Origin of the sequence: Pseudomonas sp. CCI4.2 (assembly GCF_034350045.1) — a bacterium.
Taxonomy (GTDB): Bacteria; Pseudomonadota; Gammaproteobacteria; order Pseudomonadales; family Pseudomonadaceae; genus Aquipseudomonas.
Genome location: NZ_CP133781.1, coordinates 4557153 through 4580593, shown reverse-complemented (window position 1 = coordinate 4580593; position 23441 = coordinate 4557153). Strand labels below are relative to the sequence as shown.

Below are 23441 nucleotides of genomic sequence, written 5' to 3'. Positions count from 1 at the left end.
CTGCCTGCCAACTGGCACATAGGCGAGGATTTACCATGAGCTCTGACATCAATTTTGACTTGGCCGCGTTGGCCATAATGAAGATTTACGATTGGCCCACCGGCCCTTACCCGGCTCGCGTGCGTATCGCTTTGGCAGAGAAAAACCTACAGTCACGCGTGCAATTTTTGCCGGTCAATCTCTGGAAGGGCGAACACAAGACGCCTGAATTCCTCGCGAAGAACTACTCAGGCACGCTGCCGGTGCTCGAACTCGACGACGGAACGCTCATTGCCGAGTGCACGGCCATTACCGAATACCTTGACGCGCTTGATGGCGTTCCCACACTCACCGGTAGGACGCCGCGGGAAAAGGGCCTGATCCACATGATGAGTAAGCGCGCGGAATTGGAGCTGCTCGACGCCATCAGTGTTTATTTTCACCATGCCACGCCAGGGCTTGGACCCGACGTCGAGATTTATCAGAACGCCGAATGGGGATTTCGCCAGCGCGACAAGGCGATAAAGGGAATGCACTACTTCGATGCGATTCTTAAAAGCCAGCCGTTCGTCACCGGCGACGACTTCACGATGGCTGATATCACGGTCATAGGCGGTTTGATCTTTGCGGGCTTGGTGGATCTGCCAGTGCCAGGGGAGTGCGAGGCTCTGCAAGCGTGGTACACACGAATGCAGGAGCGTCTCAGCGTAAAGAATTGCGTAACCATGTCAGAGGTGACGCCTGCCGCTTGACCACGCCTGACCATAGGACGAAATTTTCACGTCTGGCCGACGCATTGTGAACATTTGGCACTCTAGTCTGTTGCCATCCAATCTATGCGTCAGGGCGGTTTTTTTGAATGCCTGTCGCATCCCCATAATAAGGAGCGACAGATGGCGATCGGCGTAATTTCAGCGTCAATTCCGGTGAATGTTGGCGTAACCGCCGACCACCAAGCCAAATTCAGAGTAACCGCGAAATCAACTGCATTTCCCACCCCTGGCGCCGCAACGACCGCAGTGAACAGCCTAACTGAAACGTCCATTGAAACGGCGCAAGAGGCCGAAAATGGTGTTCGCCACACTCAAGCGGGAGAAATCATTAACACCAAGATTTAGTCATCTAGCCAGTACGGCCCGGTAATAGTCCCCGTTGGCGGGGCCGGGTCACATTCATTTAAATAGGTTCACACCTGTTTGTATATCGCGCTGAAGCCCTTAATCTTGTCCGGTTCACTTAACGCGTAAATACGACGGAATTTTCACCTGTTGCCAACGTAAACCAAACGCTTGCGCTTTTACTCTCTGATCTCGTTCAACCCCTTATGCAAGGCATTTTTTAGGCCTTGGTGTATCAGAAAATCAGGAGTTACCTATGTCTATTGGCGCTATTTCAGCTTCTATCTCCGTACGCGGTGGGGCAACTAGCCCTGTCACCGATAAAACGAAAACGCCCGCTTCGACGAGCGCGACGCCCTCCACTAGCAGCGTCGTCAGTGTTGCGGCGGCGGCTTTAAAGGAAGCTACCGAGACATCCGCCGAGACTGCAAAAGAGGCGGGGCATGGCGATCGTGTAGCTCAACGGTTAATAGCCAAGCAACACGAGGCTTCGGTATCGAATTCCCCTGCGCAGACTCCGGCCAAAGGGACTGTAAACGGCTCCGGGCAAATCACAGGCGAAACCATTAACACCAAGGCCTGATTGTCATCCTAAGATAAAACCCCGCGGCAGTCCTGTCTTACTAAGGGCTGCTTAAGGCTTTCTGAACACTTGCTGAACGTTTCTTAAGTAAATTTTTTATACCGAGATAGTCTCTCGCTAATCACGTATTTTAATTTTCACTCTATCGAGTGGCTTGTGGCGTTCGCACCACAAATATTTCCCCCCCGCCAAAGCGCATCGGCTAATAATAATCCCCCATAATAATAATCACGATTGTAGAGATGTATGCCAATGGAAACCGTTACTCGCCTGCGTTCTAACTCGTTATTTGTCTGGCGTACTCTTGGGCGTTACAGAATTGTGTCAGTTGCACTGCTGATAGGACTATTAGGTGTGGCGGCGTATGCACACTTTAAACATCCTGTGCTGAAAAACTTCGCTCATGGCTCGGCTGCTGAAATTGCTAACCTCAAAGCGTCATGGAGCAAAGGCGAAATCATCGTCTTTGTGCGTCACGCTGAACGTTGCGACCAATCGGACGCCACCTGCCTTAGCGCTAAAGACGGAATTACCACTCGGGGAAGCGATGCTGCCCGGGATGTCGGCAAGGAATTTGAAAGACTGGGACTGGATAATACCGACGTCTATGCCAGCCCTCTTGCGAGAACCACGCAAACGGCCGCGTTTATGTTTAACCGTGAGGTAGATACCCGAACGTGGCTTGCCGATTGCCGCGCTACGATGCTGACAAACGCAATCAAGCATAAGGCAGTCGGACGTAATCTAGTCTTGGTGACTCACAGTGACTGCATCAGAGAGGTCGAGAAGGGCCTGAAGGTTTTCTTGCCCGCCAAACCGGCTTATACCTCTTCGTTGTTTATTTCACTCGGCGAAAATACGCACCCACATGCCCTTGGTTTTATCGATGCCGCGCCGTTTGCAGCGGATTTTAAACACGAATGGTAGCCTTGCTTCATCCCTGACAAGCCCTTTCAAAGACGCGCCGTATTGCGGCGCGTTTGCCCCGTTTTGGGGCCTGGCTACACATGCTGTAGCAAACGGTAGCGAGCCCTCGCTGCAAAGCCGTTACGTAGCAAATTAATCCACCCCTGTTAGCTCATTGATCTTAAAGCCTTTTTCTTGCGCTTTTTTTCGGTTGCTTTCTGTGGCACACTTTCTGCTCTCTATTCCGCTGTTACACACCTTGTTCCGCTATAGCGGAATTTAACCACGGCGGAGTTCATCACATGCATCGCGGACCTTCCTTTTTGAAAGCTTGTGCGTTTGTTCTTGCGGCTACGGCCACGCTTATCAGCTCGGTGCAGGCGGCAGACACCAGCAAGCTCGACAGCGTGTTGCAGCGGGGCCATCTGGTGGTGGGCACGGGCAGCACTAACGCGCCTTGGCATTTCCAGGGTGCTGACGGAAAGCTCCAAGGCTTCGATATCGACATCGCGCGGATGATCGCCAAAGGGCTGTTCAACGACCCCAGCAAAGTCGAGTTCGTGGTGCAGTCGTCCGACGCACGAATTCCTAACTTGCTGACTGACAAAGTCGACATAAGCTGCCAGTTCATTACCGTCACTGCCAGCCGTGCCCAACAAGTCGCCTTTACCCTGCCTTACTACCGCGAGGGCGTAGCGCTGTTGCTGCCCATCCAGAGTAAGTACAAAGAGATTGACGACCTGAAAGCCGCCGGTGACAGCGTTACCGTGGCGGTACTGCAAAACGTCTACGCCGAAGAACTGGTACACCAGGCCTTGCCCAAAGCCAAAGTCGATCAGTACGACAGCGTTGACTTGATGTACCAGGCCGTCAACTCCGGCCGTGCCGACGCTGCCGCCACGGATCAGTCTTCGGTCAAATACCTGATCGTGCAGAACCCAGGCCGCTATCGCACCCCGAATTTCGCCTGGAGCCCACAGACCTACGCCTGCGCCGTCAAACGTGGCGACCAGGACTGGCTGAACTTCGTCAACACTGTGTTGCATGAAGCGATGACTGGCGTTGAGTTCCCGACCTATGCCGCCTCGTTCAAACAATGGTTCGGCGTCGATCTGCCGACCCCGGAAATTGGTTTCCCTGTCGAATTCAAATGACTCGGTGAGAGCAGGGCAGTGCGTTGACTGCCCCGTTCCAGGTACTGCTGACCATGAACTATCAGTTGAATTTTGCCGCCGTCTGGCGTGATTTTCCCAGCTTGCTATCAGGCTTGGGGTTGGGCCTGGAATTGGCGTTGATCTCAATTGCCATTGGCTGCGTCATTGGCCTGATGGCGGCGTTCGCACTGCTGTCGAAACACCGGACCTTGCGAGTCATCGCCTCGGTGTACGTCACGGTGATCCGTAATACGCCGATTTTGGTACTGATCCTGCTGATCTACTTTGCGCTGCCGAGTTTGGGCATCCGCATGGACAAGCTGCCGTCGTTCATCGTCACCCTGTCGCTGTACGCCGGGGCGTATTTGACCGAAGTGTTTCGTGCGGGGCTGTTAAGTATTCATAAGGGCCAGCGCGAAGCCGGGCTGGCAATTGGCCTGAGCGAATGGCAAGTGCGCGCTTACGTGATCATCCCGGTGATGCTGCGCAACGTGTTGCCGGCGCTGTCGAACAACTTCATCTCGTTGTTCAAGGACACCTCGTTGGCGGCGGCGATTGCCGTGCCGGAGCTGACCTACTACGCCCGCAAGATCAACGTTGAAAGCTATCGGGTCATCGAAACCTGGATGGTGACTACGGCGTTGTACGTGGCGGCCTGTTACCTCATCGCCATGGTCTTGCGCTACTTAGAGCAACGCTTGGCGATCCGTCGCTAGGAGGTCTGGTATGTACGAAGCTCATAGCTGGCTGCAAGAACTGTGGATCGCCCGGGAAGCGTTATTGGCGGGTTTTTTGACCACCATTCAATGTTCGGTCATTGCGATTATCTGCGGCACGGTGATCGGCCTGTTTGCCGGGTTGGTGCTGACCTACGGCAAGCTCTGGAGTCGCCTGCCGTTTCGGCTCTATGTCGATCTGATTCGCGGCACTCCGGTGTTTGTGCTGGTGTTGGCCTGCTTTTATATGGCCCCGGCGTTGGGCTGGCAGGTCAGCGCATTTCAAGCCGGTGCGCTGGGACTGACGTTATTTTGTGGTTCCCACGTCGCGGAAATCGTGCGCGGCGCCTTGCAAGCGATTCCTCGCGGGCAACTTGAAGCGGGCAAGGCCATTGGCCTGACCTTTAAGCAGTCACTGGCTTATGTGTTGCTGCCTCAGGCGCTTCGGCAGATTTTGCCGACGTGGGTGAATTCCTCCACCGAGATCGTCAAGGCCTCGACCCTGTTGTCGGTGATTGGTGTTGCTGAACTGCTCCTCAGCACCCAACAGGTCATCGCCCGAACGTTCATGACGCTGGAGTTTTACCTGTTCGCCGGATTTCTTTTTTTCATCATCAACTACGCCATCGAGCTTCTTGGACGGCAAATTGAAAAACGGGTGGCCTTGCCATGACAGCGACACACACTGCTACTGCCCCAGCGTTGCTGAGCATCGAGGGGCTGCATAAATCCTATGGCGCGGTCGAGGTGCTCAAAGGCGTTGACCTGCACATGCAGCGCGGCAACGTCGTGACCCTGATTGGCTCAAGTGGTTCGGGCAAAACCACCTTGCTGCGCTGCGTCAATTTGCTCGAAGAGTTTCAAGGCGGCCGTATCCGTCTCGATGGCCAGGACATCGGCTACAGCGATGTCGATGGAAAACGTGTCCGCCATGCCGAAAAAGTCATTGCCCAGCATCGGTCCATGACCGGTATGGCGTTCCAGCAATTCAACCTGTTCCCGCACCTCAGCGCCTTGCAGAACGTCACCCTGGGCTTGCTCAAAGTGAAAAAACTGCCCAAGGACGAAGCGGTGGCACTGGCCGAAAAGTGGCTGGAACGGGTGGGCCTGCTGGATCGGCGCAATCACTTTCCGGGGCAACTGTCAGGCGGTCAGCAACAGCGCGTGGCGATTGCCCGAGCGATTGCGATGAACCCGAGCCTGATGCTGTTTGATGAAGTCACCTCGGCACTCGATCCAGAACTGGTCGGCGAAGTGCTGAGTGTGATCAAGGGCCTGGCCGAGGAGGGCATGACCATGTTGCTGGTCACCCATGAAATGCGGTTCGCGTACGAAGTGTCGGACCAGATTGTCTTCATGAATCAAGGCCGCATCGAAGAACAGGGCCCGCCCAAAGCATTATTCGAACAACCCAAGTCGGCGCGCTTGAGTGAGTTCCTTAAGAACATCCGTTTTTAGTCGTTCAACACACCGCATTACTCTTTTAGATAAAACAGCAGGAGACGTTCATGAGCATTACTCGTTATGGCACCGGCAACACTGCCGGCGGTGGCCAGCCCCGTCCTTTCGCCCGTGCAGTTGAAGCCGATGGCTGGCTGTACGTGTCCGGCCAAGTGCCTGCGCAAAACGGCGAGATCATCAATGGAGGGATCGTTGAACAGACCCATCAGACCATGAAGAACCTGATTGCCATTCTCACCGAAGCCGGCTATGGCCTGGAAGACGTGGTACGTACCGGCGTCTGGCTCGAAGACCCACGGGATTTCTGGAGTTTCAACAAAGTGTTCTCGGAGTATTTCGCCAGCGAACACGCGCCAGCCCGCGCCTGTGTCCAGGCCAACATGATGGTGGATTGCAAAGTCGAAATTGACTGCGTGGCGTACAAGAAGCCAACGGCCTGACACCCTGCGCGCTGATCGTTCCTGCGCGAGCGTGGGAACAATCAGTGGGCAGCGTTAAACTGCTTGGCATTCTTACCGACCGCTTATTGGGTAGTACGCACAATGACCGAAGACACCATCAAACGTCGGGCCAGAGGGCTGGATCGAGCGTTCGATATCCTCGACTTTCTCAAAGAGAAAGGCACGCCGTTGCGCCCGAATGAAATCGCAACCGGTATTAGCAGCCCAAAATCGACGGTTTATGAACTGGTCAGCTCGCTGCTTGAACGGCGGATTCTGGAGACCGTGGGCAAGGACGGGCATGTCTACCTTGGCCGTCAGCTGTACTTTCTCGGCCAAGCGCATTTGCGGCATTTCGACTTCACCCGTGAAGCGGAGACGTCACTGGCCGAGATCGTCAGCCAAACCCGTGAGACGGCGCAAATGTGCTTGCTCAACGGGCGTAAATACACCGTGGCGTTGATGAAAGAAGGCGAGCGGCATTTTCGTATTTCCTCAGACATCGGCGAAAACGCGCCGATTCCCTGGACGGCGTCCGGGCGCCTGTTGCTCAATCACTTGAGCGACCAGGAGATCAGCGACCTTATTGACCCCGATGATTACGTGCTGCCTAGCGGAGAGTTGCTGCCCATGGACACCTTTCTGCGGGAAATTCGTCAGGCGGGTGAAGACGGTTTTTTTTCCTTCGACAGCGTGGCCGACACCTTCACCCATTGCTTCGCCGCGCCGGTCAAGGACGAGCGGGGCATCTGCGTCGCTACCTTGTGCATCGTCGCCCCGCGTGCGGATGCCAAAAACAATTACAGCGATTACCGTAGGGTGCTGATCGACAGCGCCAACGGTCTTGCGCGCCGAGTCAACGAATAGCGCGGCCCGCGTCGCGCTGATCAGGAGAACAGTCATGAGTTTTGCAACGGCCGAATTGAACGCTACCCCAGTGCAAAAGGGTGCTGCTGCGCCGGGCGATAGCCTGGTTTGCGACGTCAGCCTGCCCGCGTTGGTGATTCATCAGCAGGCGTTGGACCATAACATTCGCTGGATGCAAGCCTTCGTCAGCAACAGCGGCGCCGAGTTGGCGCCTCACGGCAAAACCAGCATGGTTCCGGCGTTGTTTCGCCGGCAACTGGACGAGGGCGCTTGGGGCATCACCTTGGCCACCGCCGTGCAGACCCGCGCCGCTTATGCGCATGGCGTGCGCCGGGTGTTGATGGCGAATCAACTGGTCGGGACGCCGAACATGGCGTTGATCGCGGATTTGCTCGATGACTCGATGTTTGATTTCCACTGCATGGTCGATCACCCAGACAATGTTGCAGCGTTGGGCGAATACTTCGGCGGACGCGGCCTGCGCCTGAACGTAATGATCGAATACGGCGTGCCCGGCGGCCGTTGTGGCTGCCGCACCGAGCAAGAAGTGTTGGCGTTGGCTGAATCCATCGCCGCCCAACCGGCGCTGGCGTTGACCGGAATCGAAGGCTACGAAGGCGTGATTCATGGTGACCAGGCCATTGCCGGCATCAAAGCCTTTGCCGCGTCCTTGGTGCGCTTGGCGGTTGAGTTGCAGGACAAAAGCGCGTTTGCGTTGACTCGGCCCATCGTCACCGCATCCGGCTCAGCGTGGTATGACCTTATCGCCGAAGCCTTCGACGCCCAAGCGGTTCGCGAACGATTTCTCAGCGTGCTGCGTCCCGGCAGTTACGTGGTGCATGACCACGGCATCTATAAAGACGCCCAATGCTGCGTGCTGGATCGCCGTAGCGAACTGAGCGAGGCATTACGCCCGGCACTGGAAGTCTGGGCCCACGTGCAGTCCATGCCGGAGCCGGGGTTTGCCGTGATCGCCATGGGCAAACGCGACGTGGCTTACGACGCTGGGTTACCTAACCCTTTACGGCGTTATCGCGCCGGGGTCGTGCCTGCGCAGGGTGATGACGTCAGCGCTTGCAGCGTGACCGCAGTGATGGATCAGCATGCATTCATGACCGTCGCGCCGGGTTGCGAACTGAAGATTGGCGACATCATTTCGTTTGGCACCTCACACCCCTGCCTGACCTTTGATAAATGGCGTTCGGGCTGCCTGGTGGATGAAAACCTGCAGGTTATCGAAACCCTGCACACCTGTTTCTAGACCCAGGAGCCTGCACGTCTGATGAGCGAATTGATCAGTCACCATCACCCCCGCATCGCCTTGATCGGCGAATGCATGATCGAACTGCAACAGCACGCCAACGGCACGCTGCAACAAAGTTTCGGCGGCGACACCTTGAACACCGCGGTGTACATGGCGCGCATGCTTGGCGGCACGTCCCAGGTGGATTACGTCACCGCGCTGGGCGACGACAGCTTCAGCGATGCAATGTGCCAGGTGTGGGCTGACGAACAGATCGGCCTGAGCCGGGTGCAACGTCTGCCGGGACGTTTGCCAGGGCTGTATTGCATCCAGACCGATGCCAACGGCGAGCGACGGTTTTTGTACTGGCGCAATGAAGCAGCCGTACGCGATTGTTTTACCACGCCGGCCGCCGAGCCGATTCTGGCGGCGCTTGTGGAATACGACGTGCTGTATTTCAGCGGCATCACCCTGGCGGTATTGGGCGAACAAGGCCGGGCGCGGTTGCTGTCGGTGTTGATCGACGCCCGCGCTCGGGGCGCCCGAGTAGCGTTTGACAACAACTACCGGCCGCGACTCTGGGCCAGCGTCGAACAGGCTCGCGAGGCCTATCGGGCGGTACTGCCCCACGTCGACCTGGCATTATTGACCGAAGACGACGAACACGCCTTGTTCGGCTATACCGACTCGGAACAACTGCTGTCGGTGTATCGGGACTTAAGCATTAGCGAAGTAGTGGTCAAGCGCGGGGCCAACAGCTGCTTGGTGGAATGCCAGGGCGAACGCTTCGAAATCCCGGCGCACCGAGTGACTCGGGTAGTAGACACCACCGCAGCCGGCGATTCATTCAGCGCCGCGTATTTGGCCCAACGGCTCAAAGGCGGCAGCCCGGAACAAGCCGCGCAGGCCGGGCATCGGCTGGCCAGCCTAGTGATTCAACATCCTGGGGCGTTGATCCCCAAAAGCGTGATGCCCATGCCATTACGTATTGATTCGTAAGGGTAGGAGTGAACGTGTTTGCGATGGAGCGCGAAGCGGTCCCAATCGCTGGCAAGCGGGCTATTACAATGGATCGGTGGACCTGAATCTAGGTTTTCGCTGAATTTAAAGAAGTTTCCTACACGCAACATTGAATTGTATGGCATTTTTTTTGGCGTCATCGCCCAGAGTCAGTCCTTACGTTGAAACAAGGAGTGACGAATGTCTTATCTGGCCGATACCCAAAAAAACGCCACAAATTTAACGGGGGACCAACAAAATAACCTTTTAAAACTCTCGTTCCCCAATCAATGGATCTCCGAGCAGACTCGACTCGCGCGCCCGACGTATTTGATTCTTAACTCAGATGGTGAACAGGAAAATCTCCAAGCGCTACTGACCCAGCAACCCACACCAGAGCACATTAATGTCTACAGTCAAACACCCATAAGCAGCATGGCGGCAGGACCGTTCATCTTCAAAATCAGCAGCACAATTAGGCCGCTGCTCACTTCATTGCTCGCAACCCCCGAGTGCAACTGGGGCTGGCTGGTCAGCTGCAAAGGCGACCAGATTGCGGCCATGGCCGACCATTGGCGCGCACGCATTATCATCGGCCAACGGCCTGAGCAATCGCTGTACCGATTCCACGACAACCGCGTGATCGCGCGGGCATTGAACCATCTTGAACTTGAATCACTGCCCCAATACCTCGGACCAATCGCTGGCCTTTGCTATTGGAATGGACAGGACTGGGCTGCGGAGGAAAATCCGAGTCCTGGTATCTACCCGGTGCCGGCAAATCCGGCTTGGCTGACGGTTCCGGTGCCGGCAAAGAGTTTGAGGGCAGTCCTGCGTCACAATATTGAACTCTATCTTCGTGGGAAACATGCTCTAGAGACATACGAACTGGAACAAAGCATGCCTGTCAGTGATTGGTTAGATATACAACTAGACATGGCAGAGCAGTGGGGATGGGCTGCGCCGGAGAAGTTGCTGTTTTTAATAACGCAACGCCTCAAAGAAGAGAAAGGAAAGATTATTCAAGACTGGCTCCCACTACAGGGCGAGGCGCCGCAGTTGCATTTTGATCGGCTTTATAAAGAAGCGGAATATTGGTGCGATGAGAAATTGCAGTAATGCTAGTCAGGATTAATGACGGCGAATGGAGTGGTTTAGTTTGACGAAAATACAGACGTTTATCGTGGCGCTGTGTATATTTCTGAATCCGGTGACCTTGAGTATTGGCGGGCTAGCTTGGTTTGGAAATGCTTTAAGTAATAGACCATGTCCCTATGGTGGCTCGCAGGTTATATTGAAGTACATCATCCAACCGAAAAGCCTGCTGGACTCCTATGGTTTGAGCGTTCCGTTTGGAATAAGCGCACTTCCGACGGTGATTATTTTGGATATGTTAACGCTTCCAAAAGACTCTCACGGCTGCGCTTCATGGCACGAGGCTATATTTTGAAAAAGCGTGGAATTTTTATAACTGTAGATAAAGCTAAGAATCGCTTCAAGCACGTTGCAGGTGTTTGTACTCTCCTGCTTGTAAGCGGTTGTAGCGACACGGGTAAGGATCAGTTTACGTTAAAAACGGAAATGCCTGCCGATTTTAAACTTCAAGCTGATGCCCACTATGTGCCGGCTACTGGGGAGGTGTGTACTGCGCGGCGTCGAAAAAATGGACGTCTCATAGACAAGAAACGCTTCATAAGCGAAGTGCAGGATTCTCAATATACGGCGGTTTTCAATATTCCTTTGGCGATAGTGGAGAATAATTGTCCGTTGGTATTGGATGGGTTGAAGCTGGATGTTGAGGGTCGATGGGGGCCAGGCCGGTGGGACCTCGATGGAGATATCGCAGGCATCTCATTTCGTGACGGAGCCCCTGTCGATAACGTGAAATCTGGCAGTATAGAAAACACACTTTATAATGGCGAATGTCAGTGGTTTTTTAGGACTGCGGGGCCTGAGCGCTACATTATAAAAGTTTTGAGATGCCGAGCTATTGATAGTAACGGTGAGGTCCTAAAGCATTCTGCGGGAGGTATTCTTCGTCGCGATACATTAGGTGGAAAAACAATAAGCATGGGTTTTAAAGTGGCCGATAGTGAAAAGCCTTATTTTAAGAAATATTGGTTTAAAACTGTGGCCGGCTGGAAGCCGTGCGACGGACATTGGGGCCGTGCTATGGAGGAGCTGTGCTTATCCCCACCTCAATTTAAAAATTTCAAGATGCCTGATGGCCGTGATTGCAGCGTGTATCCAAATTGCACTGAATAAGGAGTGTTAATGAACGGTCGAGATCAATATGTTCCGTTTTTTGAAAGTAAAAGACTTGCCTGTCCATTGCGTGGGCAGCGAATAAGCTTTCAGCTGGTGGGCGAAGTTAGAAGCGGGAAAACCTACGCCGGACTGGCTTATAAAATAGTCGACAGCGTAGGTCAGAACTACGATGGTATTTTAGATGCGCAAGGATCTGCTGTTCTGGATGGTTGCTATCTAGGAATGGTTGTTTTAACGCTAAATGAGGTCTGCACGGACATTGAAGGTTATTATAAAGATCTGACGACCCGTGAATATTATCCACTTCCTATTACTGAGCTCCAAGTGCGGGCTGAAGAATCCCGGTTCGTTAATAACGACGGTTCACGTGTCGAAAATAATCCAGCGCAAGTAAACGCTGATGAATTTTTTTACGTTGAGGTCAGAGATTTAGTCGAGCAAGCAGCTCACCTACCACCTTTGGTAACGCGTGCCCGCGTTCCGCGGTTAGCTCATTGGAGATGGCCGGAAGCGGCCAACGGTAAAGAACAAGAGCGATGGGGCGTTATTCTGATGCCTAACAAACATACGGTTCTGGAGGTTCGACCATTGCGGGCTTTGCGGCCAATCCTTTCAACCGATAACGAATTCTGCGCCCTGAATCTCTACCAACTGGCACTGATGTCCACCTTGACTTACGTCGGCTTTGGGCAGAATCCTTCGGAGAAACCCGTAGACCGGGTTAGCTTCCCGTTTAGTCCGACTCCGGGCAATTTTTTCGGAGACGCCCTCGCCAGTTACAAAGAAATCTGGCGTGTAAACGACGATCAAACGGACGCGTATTATCCGTTGTACGAAGACGTGCCTTACTCAAAACGGTTTGAAGTCTTGCCGTTCAATCCAAAGCTCTATGAGCAAAATCTTCCCGAGAAAGGGGATAAGCAAGAGCATCCGGCTAACCAGCATTTTTTTGATGACACTGATCTTGAAGAAGATACCGATACTCAGGCCTATATAACCCATCACGATGAAATTATCGTTATCGCAGTGAGGGGTACTCTGGAGGCAGCTGACATGTTCAGGGATGCCGATGCGTTGCAAGTTCCATTTGAAGGTGGCGATGAGCGTGTACACCGGGGGTTTTATGGTGCTTACCTTGCGCTCCGCAATTTTGTAAACCGTTATCTGTCGCGATTTCACTTCGGACAGAAAGTGATTATCTGTGGACACAGCCTGGGTGGTGCAATTGCTACTTTGTTGGCGGAAGCGTTACGCCGCTCAAAAAAATACGACGTTCTCCTCTACACCTACGGTGCACCCCGAGTCGGAGACACCGCATTTGTCGATAGCGCCTCAGAGCTCGTCCATCACCGCATCGTCAACCACAACGACCCTGTTCCAAGCGTGCCTTTGCCATGGATGAATGTAAGAAGGGAGGAATTAATAGGCTTGGCGGTTATACCGTCCGGCTGGGTGGGGATACCTACTGCGATGGTGCGAACCAGCGGTGACCCTTATGAGCACCATGGCAAGCAGCAGCATTTCATGCCGATAAAGCTAAATGACGGTGAGAAGTCGTCGGTGCTATGGGATCCCGGTTGTAACTCCATTGAGGGCGCAGCGATTTGCACGTATTTGCAGAGCCAGCAAACCCGTCAGTACGACGGTGGTGATATGCCAAAGCGAGACGGGCTTATCCAGCAATTACTAGAGAGTAGCGATCACCGGATGGTCGTGAGCTATATACCCTTTACTTGGGCTACTTTACGTCGCTGGCAAGAGACGCAGTTGGCCGGTCAAACGGTTGTCACCGACAGAGAATACCGCGTAATCGAAAAGGCTATAACGCAGCTGGGAGATGCGCTCAAACAAAAAGAAACTCATTCCTATGACTTGCCTCGCGGTTTGCGCTCAGTGGCAGAAATTGCCAGCCTGAGGGACGAGATTTACCGTTTGAACACGACCCTTGAGCGTTTGAAAAAATTGAATGCGTCCACGCTCAAACTAGCCGATGTGTACGGAACTGCGGCGCAGTCGGAAAATATTGAAGGCAGTTTAAAGCGCTGGACTGCTCATAAAGAAAACGTCGCACGCGTGCAGTTGGCAATGATCCCTTCACGACCTGACGATGTATATATCGCCGGGGTTTATCAGGATCGTGATTTAGATTCGAGGGGGTAGGGTCATCTGTGGAAGACAATTCATAAACAGCCTGTAGAAGCTGCCGAAGGCTGCAAAGCCGCTACGACTCTAAGATTTAATTGACAGGGGTGATAGCAAGCAGCCGTAGATGCCGTGGGAGCGGGCTTGCCTGCGAAGAGGCCGGTCATCAGCGCCGCTGATGTCGACCTGAAATGTGGGTCGCCTGCATTGGCACTTTCGTTGGCAAGCCAACTCCCACAGAGACTTCGGTAGACACGACAGGGTCGGTGCCGAAAACTTTTATCGCAGCCTTCGGCAGCTCCTACAAAACCGCGTGTTTGCTGCGCCACAGACGATGTTCAGTCCCGATAAAACACCTGCACCAAGTGATACCCAAACTTGCTTTTGATCGGTCCATGAATCACCCGTACCGGTTTTTTGAATATCACCGAATCAATTGCGCCGACCAGTTGCCCCGGCCGAACTTCGCCCAGGTCGCCGCCGCGTTTGCCGGAGGGGCAGGTGGAGTATTTTTTGGCCAATACGTCGAATGCCTCGCCCTTGGCAATACGTTGCTTGAGCTGTTCGGCCTCTTCGGCGGTTTTCACCAGGATATGGCGGGCGAGTGCTTTCATGGGGGCGGACAGTCCTGAAAAAAACGGTGACTATTATGCCTGTCCTTGACCTGGATTGATTGTTTCCGCTGACAGGTGTGCAAGATCTGCAATATCGGTTTGCGCCCGGCCCTTTATCCATCCAAGCTACAGGCCTTCGTCGGCGACCACATCTTCATCTATTGGCCGGCCATTCGTTATTTTTCGCTTTTGTGTGGATGTTGCTCATGGATTTCCAAGCGCTGTTGAAAATTCTGGCCAGCCAGGACGGATCCGACCTTTTCTTGTCCACCGGCGCGCCGCCCTGCGCAAAGTTCAATGGGGTGCTTAAGCCGCTGAGCACCGAGGCGTTGAAGCCCGGCGACGTGGCGAGCGTTGCCGACAGCATCATGGATGCCGAACAGCGGCTGGAATTCGAACGCGAGCTGGAGATGAACCTGGCGGTGTCACTGGCAGGCATCGGTCGATTTCGGATCAATATTTTCAAGCAGCGCAACGAAGTCTCGATAGTGGCGCGCAACATCAAGCTGGAGATACCGCGTTTCGAGGATTTGAAGTTACCGCCGGTGCTGCTCGAAGTGGTCATGGAAAAGCGTGGCTTGGTGCTGGTCATTGGCGCCACCGGTTCGGGTAAGTCGACGTCGCTGGCGGCGATGATCGATTACCGAAATCGCAACAGTGGCGGCCACATCATCACCATTGAAGACCCGGTGGAGTATATCCATCGGCACAAGAAGTCGATCATCAATCAGCGTGAAGTGGGCGTAGACACCCGCAGTTTTCACGCCGCACTGAAGAACACCTTACGTCAGGCGCCGGATGTGATTTTGATCGGCGAGATTCGTGACCGCGAAACCATGGAACACGCGTTGGCGTTTGCCGACACCGGCCACTTGGCTATTTCGACCTTGCACGCCAACAACGCCAACCAGGCCCTGGACCGGATCATTAACTTTTTCCCGGAAGACCGGCGCCAGCAGTTGCTGCATGACTTGGGCAACAACTTGAAGGCATTTGTGTCCCAGCGGCTGGTCAAGACTCTGGACGGCAAACGCCGCGCGGCGGTGGAAGTCATGCTGGGCACGCCAACCATTCTTGATTTTATTCAGCGCAATGAACTGACTGAACTCAAGGGCATCATGGAGAAGTCCACCAACCTTGGGATGCAGACCTTCGACGGCGCGCTGTTTGACTTGGTGGTCGAGGGCGCGATCAGTGAAGAGGAAGCCCTGAAGAACGCCGACTCCAAGAACAACGTACGTCTGCGCCTCAAGCTGTTCCGCGAGAAAGGCTTGCCGACTCAAATCACTTCCGCACCAGCCGCCCCCGAGCCCGCCGTAGAGTCGACCATGGCGAACTGGGGGCTGGTGGACGAGATGGAAGAGCCATCTCGGTTCAAGCCTTGATGAGTGCAGGGCTTAGAACGCCAGTTCCTCCCGGTCACGAAATTGCTCCAACGCGGCCGGATTGGCCAGGGCATCGGTATTTTTTACCGATTCCCCATGAACCATGTTTCGGACAGCCAGCTCGACGATCTTACCGCTGATGGTGCGAGGGATGTCCGAGACCGCGACAATTTTGGCAGGCACATGCCGTGGGGTGGTATTAGCGCGGATCACGTCACGGATGTGCTGTTCCAGATCAGGGGTCAGTGTCAGCTCGTCATGCAGGCGTACGAAGAGCACCACGCGTACGTCGTCTTTCCAGCGCTGGCCGATGGCGACACTTTCCATCACCTCGACCACTTTTTCCACTTGGCGATAGATCTCTGCCGTGCCGATTCGCACGCCGCCCGGATTGAGCACTGCATCTGAGCGGCCGTGGATGATCAGGCTGCCATGGACGGTTTCTTCGGCGTAGTCGCCCTGTGCCCAAACCCCGGGGAACTGCGTGAAGTACGTCGCCTTGAGCCGCTCCTGTTGTGGGTCATTCCAGAGGCCTATGGGGATCGCCGGAAAGTGCCGGGTACAGACCAGCTCGCCTTTTTCCGCAATCACCGCTTGGCCTTGGTCGTTCCAGACTTCCACGGCCATGCCCAAGCCCTTGGACTGCATTTCACCTCGGTACACCGGCAATACCGGATTGCCGACAGCGAAGCAGGACACGATGTCAGTGCCCCCGGAAATCGACGACAGGCACAGCTCGCTTTTGATCTCGCGGTACACGTAGTCGTAGCTGCTTTGCGCCAGCGGCGAGCCGGTGGACAGGATGGCCTTGAGGCGTGTGAAGTGATGGTTCAGCCGAGGCTTGATCGAGTGTTTTTCCAGTTCGGCGAGGTATTTGGCGCTGGTACCAAACACGCTGATGCCTTCCTCGTCGATCATGTCCATCAAGCGCTGGGAGCGGGGAAAGAACGGTGAGCCGTCGTACAGCACCACGGTCGCGCCCACCGCCAGGCCCGACACCAGCCAGTTCCACATCATCCAGCCGCAGGTGGTGTAGTAGAACAGACAGTCCTCAGGCCCCAGGTCCGAATGCAGGCCCAGTTCTTTAACGTGTTGCAACAACACACCGCCGGTGCTGTGGATGATGCATTTCGGCACCCCGGTGGTGCCGCTGGAATACAGGATGTACAGCGGATGGGCGAACGGCACGGCGACAAAGGTCGGTTCGCCGCCTGCGGTATAAAAATCGTCCCACAACGTGACCTTGGCCGAGGTCTGAAAGTCTTCGGCGCGGGCTTGGGGTCGGGAAAAAGGAACGATGATCAACTGCTGCAAACCCGGCAGGCGTTCGAGGATTTCATTGACCTTGGCGGTTTGGTCGATGAGTTTTCCGGCGTAACGGTAACCGGCACAGGTAAGCAGTATTTTCGGTTCGATCTGGCCAAAACGGTCGATCACCCCTTGGGTGCCGAAGTCCGGTGACGAGCAGGACCAGATCGCTCCGAGACTGGTGGTGGCGAGCATCGCCACCAGTGTTTGCCAGGTATTGGGCATGCACGCCGCAACACGGTCACCGACGCCGATCCCCGCGTTGCGCAAACTGTGTTGCAAGCCGGCCACCTGCTCGGCCAGTTCGGCGTAGGTCAATTGGCTGCGCTGGCGGTCTTCGCTGATGGAAATAATCGCCGGGTAATCATCACGGCGACGTAACAGGTGCTCGGCAAAGTTCAGCGTCGCGCCCGGAAACCACTGGGCGCTGGGCATCTGCGGGCCTTCGATGAGCACCGTGTCGGGCGGCGCATGGAAGGTGATGCCAAAGGTGTCGACGATGGCCTGCCAAAAATCCTCGCGTTGATCGATGCTCCACTGATGCAGCGCAGGGTAATCGTTTATGTGCAGGCCGTAGCGTTGATTGACCCCGCGCCGAAAAGCGTCCATGCGGGTCGCATTGATGCGTTCCGCGCTGGGGGTCCACAGTGCTTGTGTCATGAATCGCTCCGTTTATTGCGCCAACCAGCCGCCATCAATGTTCCAGGCCGCACCGCGCACTTGGCTGCCCGCTTCGCTGCACAAAAACAACACCAGCTCGCCCAGTTGCGGGGGCGTGACGAACTCCAGTGAAGGTTGTTTCTCTGCCAGCAAATCGTGCTTGGCTTTTTCAATGTCGCCATCAGCCGCGCCGCGGGTGTCAATTTGTTGCTGCACCAGCGGGGTCAGCACCCAGCCTGGGCAAATGGCATTGCACGTGACGTTGCTGGTGGCGGTTTCCAGCCCCACGACTTTGGTCAAGCCGATTACGCCGTGCTTGGCCGCAACATACGCGGCTTTGCCCGTCGAGCCCACCAGGCCGTGAACCGACGCAATGTTGACGATTCGGCCCCAGCCCTTAGCGCGCATGCCTGGCAAGCATAGGCGGGTGCTGTGGAAGACCGAGGACAGGTTAATCGCGATGATTGAGTCCCAGCGCTCCACCGGAAAATCCTCTACCGGCGAGACATGCTGAATCCCTGCGTTGTTGACCAGAATGTCGATGCCGCCAAACTCGCGTTCGCCGTAAGCAACCATCTCGGCGATTTGCGTCGGGTTGCTGACATCGGCCGGGTGGTGGCCGATTTTGCCGCCGTTCTTGCCCGCTGCCGCAACCACCTCGGCCAAGACCGCCGAGGCGTCGCCGAAGCCATTGAGAATTACGTTGGCCCCAGACTTGGCCAGACTCAGGGCGATGCCCAGGCCGATGCCGCTGGTGGAACCGGTAACCAGTGCGGTTTTACCTTGCAGACTCATACCTAACTCCTCAAACAATGCCGGTGGCGTAGAACGTGCCGATCACAACAAAGACCGCCAGTGTTTTGATAATCGTGATGCTGAATATATCCCGGTAGGCCTCTCGGTGGGTTAAACCGGTGACGGCCAACAAAGTGATCACTGCGCCGTTGTGCGGCAGGGTGTCCATGCCGCCGCTGGCCATGGCGGCCACCCGGTGCAGGACTTCCATCGGAATATTGGCCGCATGGGCCGCCGCGATGAACCGGTCGGACATGGCTGCCAAGGCAATGCTCATACCGCCTGACGCCGAACCGGTGATGCCGGCGAGCAAGGTAACGGTGATGGATTCATTGACCAGCGGATTGGGAATGGTTTTTAGCTTATCGGCCAACACCAGAAATCCCGGCAGCGAAGCGATCACTGCACCGAAGCCGTATTCCGACGCCGTGTTCATCGCCGCGAGCAATGCGCCGTTTACCGCGCTTTTGCTGCCTTCGGCCAGCTTGCCGCGAATCGCCCCGAAGCCGAATACCAGTACCGTTAGAATGCCGATCAGCAGCGCTGCTTCCACGGCCCAAATGGCGGTCAACTTGGCGATTTCAGTTTGTATCGGGGTCGCCATGCCGGGCAGGCTCAAGGTATTAATCTTGCCGTACCACTGCGGGATCCACTGGGTGAACAGCAGGTTCATGATGCCAACCAACAGCAGCGGTGACAGGGCTATCCAGGCGTTAGGTAGTTTGACGTCTTCGGCAGTTTCAGGTTCGTTGCGCAACACAGTGCCGTAACCTTCGCCGGCTCGTTGGGCTTTGTTGCGTTGGCGTTGCAGGTACAGCATGCCGGTGCAAAACACGAACAATGTGCCGATCAGCCCCAGCCACGGCGCTGCCCAGGCGGTGGTGTTGAAGAATGTCGTGGGAATGATGTTCTGGATTTGCGGGGTGCCGGGCAGCGCGTCCATGGTGAAGGAAAAAGCACCGAGGGCGATGGTGGCTGGAATCAGTCGCTTGGGAATATCGCTTTGGCGAAACATCTCGGCGGCGAAGGGGTACACCGCGAACACCACTACAAACAGCGAAACGCCGCCGTAGGTGAGCAGCGCACAGACCAGCACGATCACCAGCATGGCTTGGCGCGTGCCCAGCAAACGAATGGCTGCTGCGACGATGGCGCGGGAGAAACCGGACAGCTCGATCAGCTTGCCGAACACGGCGCCGAGCAGAAACACGGGGAAGTAGAGCTTGACGAAGCCGACCATCTTTTCCATGAACACGCCGCTAAATGCAGGGGCGACGGCTGAAGGGTCGGTCAACAACACTGCACCAAGGGCAGCGATGGGGGCAAACAGAATGACGCTATAGCCACGGTACGCAGCGAGCATCAATAGCCCAAGGGCCGCTAACGCGATGATCACACTCATAGAGTGTCTCCTGAATTGTTATTATTTTTTTTTGCGGCTAGACCGCTGACGGAACACTGCGGGTTTCGTGCCATGTAGCTAACTCATTGAATTTGTTGGTTATTTATAGAATCGCCGATGTGCCTGGTGTCTCGGTTTCAAGACTCACACCATCCCTGTCGGGGCCAACGCGTTGGCGAGAGGGCGTGCAAGGCTAACCCAATAGGGCGCTTCGCCAAGACGTTGGCTCCTACAGGGGGTCTGTCTTTAAATTGAGATTCACATCTCGTTATTGAGACTCTGATATTCCCAGCGCGATCATCTTTTTGTACAGCGTGGAGCGTCCCAGCCCAAGGCACTTGGCCGTTTCGATAACGTTTCCCTTACAGCGGGCCAAGGTCGACTGAATTAATTGCCGATCAAATCGCTCGCGGGCGGCACCGAAGGTTTCGGTTTCAACCGTTGTCGTCTGTGGCATCGCCGATACGCTCAGCGGAATCAACGTGCCGATGGCTGAGCGAATTTCACTGGCGTCCAGCATCAGATCGTCAGTGAGCAATGCCGCGCGTTCCAACACGTTTCTCAGTTCGCGGATATTGCCGGGCCAGGCGTGTTGGCCAAGCAAGGAGAGGGCGCCATGATCCAGTTCGTGCTGGCTGCGTAACTCTTCAAGAATCGCGTCGCATAGAGCGGGCAGGTCGTCCAGCCGCTCGCGCAACGGCGGCACTTGAATCGGCAGCACGCTGAGTCGGTAATACAGGTCGGCGCGAAATTCGCCGCGCTTGATCGCCGCTTCCAGGTCGGTGGACGTAGCGGCAATCAGCCGGACGTCACTCTGAATCACCTCGTTGGAGCCGACCGGTTCGTACTCCTTTTCCTGTAACACCCGCAGTAACTTGCTTTGCAGCGCCAGCGGCATGTCACCGATCTCATCGAGAAACAGCGTGCCGCCCTGGGCAATCTTCAGTTTGCCGGGACGGCCCTTGCGGTCGGCGCCGGTGAACGCACCGGGCGCTGTGCCGAAAAATTCGGCTTCAAGCAGGGCTTCCGGGATTGCGGCGCTGTTGATGCTGACAAACGCTTTGTGCGCCCGTGGCGATGCATTGTGGATGGCATGGGCCAGTAACTCTTTGCCGGTGCCGGTTTCGCCGAGCAATAGCACAGGCGAATCAGCACTCGCACTGCGTCGCGCTCGGCGTTTCACCTCAAGGCTAGCGACGCTGGTGCCGATAAAGTGGGCAAAACTGTACTTGGCCTGTCGAGCGCGCAACAGGGAGCGGGTCGAGGCCAGCTCTTCCTGCATGCGCAAGTAGCGCTTGAGTAACGGCGACAGCGCGTGCAGTTCATCGAACAAGGCGAAGCCAATGGCGCCGATCACTGATCCTTCGTCGTCGTTGATCGGCAAACGCATGACCACCAGCGGGTCTTTGGCGGTGTCCATCATGTCCAGCAAAATCGGCCGACCGCTGTTCACCACATCACGCAACAAACTCCCTGGAATCACACTTTCACAGGGTTGACCCACGGCCATGCTTGCGTCATGCAATCCGAAGCGGCGCGCATAGCGTTCATTGATCCACACAATGCGCGCGTCTTTGTCGACGATCACCGTACCTTCGCTGGACTGCTCGATGATTTCGAACAACGAGCGAATCGCCAGCCGCCGGACACGCTGATAATCCTTGAGGCTGTCGCTGTCTTTCATGAAGGTCTCAATGTGGCAGGGTTCTGGCGTCTGATGCGCCCCGTTCGTTGGTAAGCCACCTCCCACAGGATCTATGTCAATGCTGTGGGAGCAGGCTTGCCTGCGAAAGCGGCATAAGTGAAATGACTCTAAATCAAGCAAACCCTGGATGCGCCGCCGCCAGTAGTTCTTTGGTGTACGGATGCTGGGGCGAATCAAACACATCGTGGCTGGCGCCGCGTTCAACAACCTTGCCGTCCTTGACCACGATCAGGTCATGGGCCAGGGCTTTGACCACGGCCAGGTCATGACTGATAAACAGGTAGGTCAGGCCATGTTTTTCCTGAAGCTGACGGAGCAGGGCGACCACTTGTTTTTGCACAGTGCGGTCCAGCGCCGAGGTCGGTTCGTCGAGCAGGATCAGCGCCGGCTTGAGCACCAGGGCCCGGGCGATGGCGATACGTTGGCGTTGCCCGCCGGAAAACTCATGGGGGTAGCGATGCCGACTGGACGGGTCGAGACCCACTTCCTGCAGCACGCGGATCACTTCGATTTCGCACTGTGCCGGCGTAAGGTCGCTGTGAACCTCCAGGCCCTCGCTGATGATCTGCTCCACCGACATTCGCGGGCTGAGGCTGCCATAAGGGTCTTGAAAGACCACCTGCATCTGCTTGCGCCACGGACGCATTTCTTTCTGGCTCAGGCAATCCAGCGTCTGGCCTTGAAATTTGATGCTGCCGCGAGACTCCAGCAACCGCAGGATCGCCTGACCCAAGGTCGACTTGCCTGAACCGGACTCTCCGACGATACCCAGCGTCTTGCCGCGCTCGATGCTCAGGCTGATGTCATCCACCGCTTTAAGGTATTCGTGGTGCCGACGAAAAATCCCGCCGCCCATGGAAAACCATACGCGCAGGTTATCGACTTCCAACACTTTTTCGCGGCTGTCACGGGGCAGAGGTTCCCCCACCGGCTCTGCATCCAGCAGCAAGCGGCTATACGGATGCTGAGGGTTTTTGAACAGCAGGTGGCAGTTGGACTGCTCGACGATTTCACCGGCGCGCATCACGCACACCCGCTGAGCGATGCTGTGCACCAGATTCAGGTCGTGACTGATCAGCAGCAGCGACATGTTCAAACGTTCTTGCAGCTCTTTAAGCAGCAGCAGAATCTTGCGTTGGACGGTGACGTCGAGGGCAGTCGTGGGTTCATCGGCGATCAACAAATCCGGTTCGCAGGCCAAGGCCATGGCGATCATCACCCGTTGCCGTTGCCCACCAGACAGTTGGTGCGGATAGGCTTTGAGGCGCTTCTGCGGGTTCTGAATGCCCACCAGTTCCAGCAGCTCGATAATCCGCCGTTGCGCCGCTTTGCCACTCAAGCCGCGATGCACCAACAAGGTCTCGCCAATCTGCTTGGCCAAGGTGTGCAGCGGGTTGAGCGAGGTCATCGGCTCTTGAAAGATCATCGCGATACGGTTACCGCGAATCTCGCGCAGCGTCGAGCCCTTGGCGTCGACCAATTGTTGTCCCCGGTAACGAATGCTGCCGGTGGTCAGCGTGCCGGCCTTGGGCAGCAGTTGCAGAATCGAATGCGCGGTGACCGATTTGCCTGACCCGGACTCACCGACTAACGCCAGGCATTCGCCGGCCGGGATGTCCAGGCTCACTTTATTGACCACTGTGTGCCCGTTGAAGGCCACCGACAGGTCGCGAATTTCAATCAGGTTTTCGGACAT

The 23441-nt window shown here is 55.7% G+C and carries 22 protein-coding genes; 16 read left to right on the top strand and 6 right to left on the bottom strand.

The window, feature by feature from the left end; genetic code table 11:
* Positions 1–35 precede the first annotated feature (35 nt).
* The 15 genes from RHM65_RS20730 (at position 36) to RHM65_RS20660 (ending at position 13894) form a co-directional block, all read left to right on the top strand.
* Positions 36–731 carry a glutathione S-transferase gene (locus tag RHM65_RS20730; RefSeq protein ID WP_322183952.1) on the top strand — a complete coding sequence of 232 codons (696 nt, stop codon included), beginning with the start codon at positions 36–38 and terminating at the stop codon, positions 729–731.
* A 141-nt stretch (positions 732–872) separates the two neighbouring features.
* Complete coding sequence (locus RHM65_RS20725) at positions 873–1097, top strand: hypothetical protein (protein WP_322169452.1); 225 nt, start codon at positions 873–875, stop codon at positions 1095–1097.
* A gap of 256 nt (positions 1098–1353) precedes the next feature.
* Positions 1354–1680 carry a hypothetical protein gene (locus RHM65_RS20720; protein WP_322169456.1) on the top strand — a complete coding sequence of 109 codons (327 nt, stop codon included), beginning with the start codon at positions 1354–1356 and terminating at the stop codon, positions 1678–1680.
* A 252-nt stretch (positions 1681–1932) separates the two neighbouring features.
* Complete coding sequence (locus RHM65_RS20715) at positions 1933–2607, top strand: histidine phosphatase family protein (protein WP_322169460.1); 675 nt, start codon at positions 1933–1935, stop codon at positions 2605–2607.
* A gap of 281 nt (positions 2608–2888) precedes the next feature.
* The gene (locus tag RHM65_RS20710) at positions 2889–3740 is read left to right on the top strand and encodes a transporter substrate-binding domain-containing protein (protein WP_322169463.1); all 852 of its coding nucleotides are present in this window, start codon (positions 2889–2891) and stop codon (positions 3738–3740) included.
* A 53-nt stretch (positions 3741–3793) separates the two neighbouring features.
* The gene (locus RHM65_RS20705; RefSeq protein WP_322170887.1) at positions 3794–4456 is read left to right on the top strand and encodes an amino acid ABC transporter permease; all 663 of its coding nucleotides are present in this window, start codon (positions 3794–3796) and stop codon (positions 4454–4456) included.
* Between the two features lie 10 nt (positions 4457–4466).
* A complete protein-coding gene (locus RHM65_RS20700) occupies positions 4467–5129 on the top strand; it encodes an amino acid ABC transporter permease (protein WP_322169466.1) in 663 nt (220 codons plus the stop codon).
* On the top strand, positions 5126–5914 hold the full coding sequence (locus RHM65_RS20695) for an amino acid ABC transporter ATP-binding protein (RefSeq protein WP_322169468.1): 789 nt from the start codon (positions 5126–5128) through the stop codon (positions 5912–5914). Before RHM65_RS20700 ends, RHM65_RS20695 begins: the two co-directional genes overlap by 4 nt.
* A 50-nt stretch (positions 5915–5964) precedes the next feature.
* Positions 5965–6357: a RidA family protein gene (locus RHM65_RS20690; protein WP_322169471.1), complete on the top strand. Its 393-nt coding sequence runs from the start codon at positions 5965–5967 to the stop codon at positions 6355–6357.
* Positions 6358–6459: 102 nt separating this feature from the next.
* Positions 6460–7224, top strand: coding sequence for an IclR family transcriptional regulator (locus RHM65_RS20685; protein WP_322169474.1), 765 nt, complete (start codon positions 6460–6462; stop codon positions 7222–7224).
* Positions 7225–7258: 34 nt separating this feature from the next.
* Positions 7259–8485 carry an amino acid deaminase gene (locus RHM65_RS20680; RefSeq protein WP_322169478.1) on the top strand — a complete coding sequence of 409 codons (1227 nt, stop codon included), beginning with the start codon at positions 7259–7261 and terminating at the stop codon, positions 8483–8485.
* A gap of 21 nt (positions 8486–8506) precedes the next feature.
* Positions 8507–9466, top strand: a complete 960-nt coding sequence (locus RHM65_RS20675) for a sugar kinase (protein WP_322169481.1) — start codon at positions 8507–8509, stop codon at positions 9464–9466.
* Positions 9467–9667: 201 nt separating this feature from the next.
* Positions 9668–10585 carry a DUF4123 domain-containing protein gene (locus RHM65_RS20670; RefSeq protein WP_322169484.1) on the top strand — a complete coding sequence of 306 codons (918 nt, stop codon included), beginning with the start codon at positions 9668–9670 and terminating at the stop codon, positions 10583–10585.
* A 147-nt stretch (positions 10586–10732) separates the two neighbouring features.
* Positions 10733–11731 carry a hypothetical protein gene (locus RHM65_RS20665; RefSeq protein WP_322169487.1) on the top strand — a complete coding sequence of 333 codons (999 nt, stop codon included), beginning with the start codon at positions 10733–10735 and terminating at the stop codon, positions 11729–11731.
* Positions 11732–11740: 9 nt separating this feature from the next.
* Positions 11741–13894: a lipase family protein gene (locus tag RHM65_RS20660; RefSeq protein WP_322169490.1), complete on the top strand. Its 2154-nt coding sequence runs from the start codon at positions 11741–11743 to the stop codon at positions 13892–13894.
* 320 nt (positions 13895–14214) lie between these two features.
* Here the strand turns inward: RHM65_RS20660 and RHM65_RS20655 are convergent, their stop codons facing one another.
* A complete protein-coding gene (locus tag RHM65_RS20655; RefSeq protein ID WP_322169494.1) occupies positions 14215–14490 on the bottom strand; it encodes a peptidylprolyl isomerase in 276 nt (91 codons plus the stop codon).
* A 206-nt stretch (positions 14491–14696) separates the two neighbouring features.
* On the opposite strand from RHM65_RS20655, the gene RHM65_RS20650 reads away from it, so the two are divergent.
* Positions 14697–15875 carry a PilT/PilU family type 4a pilus ATPase gene (locus RHM65_RS20650; protein WP_322169497.1) on the top strand — a complete coding sequence of 393 codons (1179 nt, stop codon included), beginning with the start codon at positions 14697–14699 and terminating at the stop codon, positions 15873–15875.
* Between the two features lie 12 nt (positions 15876–15887).
* Here the strand turns inward: RHM65_RS20650 and RHM65_RS20645 are convergent, their stop codons facing one another.
* The 5 genes from RHM65_RS20645 to RHM65_RS20625 form a co-directional block, all read right to left on the bottom strand.
* Positions 15888–17843 (bottom strand): acetoacetate--CoA ligase, encoded by a 1956-nt coding sequence (locus tag RHM65_RS20645; protein WP_322169501.1) that lies wholly within the window; start codon positions 17841–17843, stop codon positions 15888–15890.
* Between the two features lie 12 nt (positions 17844–17855).
* Complete coding sequence (locus RHM65_RS20640) at positions 17856–18638, bottom strand: 3-hydroxybutyrate dehydrogenase (protein WP_322169505.1); 783 nt, start codon at positions 18636–18638, stop codon at positions 17856–17858.
* A gap of 10 nt (positions 18639–18648) precedes the next feature.
* Positions 18649–20040: a GntP family permease gene (locus RHM65_RS20635; RefSeq protein WP_322169507.1), complete on the bottom strand. Its 1392-nt coding sequence runs from the start codon at positions 20038–20040 to the stop codon at positions 18649–18651.
* A gap of 268 nt (positions 20041–20308) precedes the next feature.
* Positions 20309–21724: a sigma-54 interaction domain-containing protein gene (locus RHM65_RS20630; RefSeq protein ID WP_322169511.1), complete on the bottom strand. Its 1416-nt coding sequence runs from the start codon at positions 21722–21724 to the stop codon at positions 20309–20311.
* 133 nt (positions 21725–21857) lie between these two features.
* Positions 21858–23441 (bottom strand): ABC transporter ATP-binding protein, encoded by a 1584-nt coding sequence (locus tag RHM65_RS20625; RefSeq protein WP_322169513.1) that lies wholly within the window; start codon positions 23439–23441, stop codon positions 21858–21860.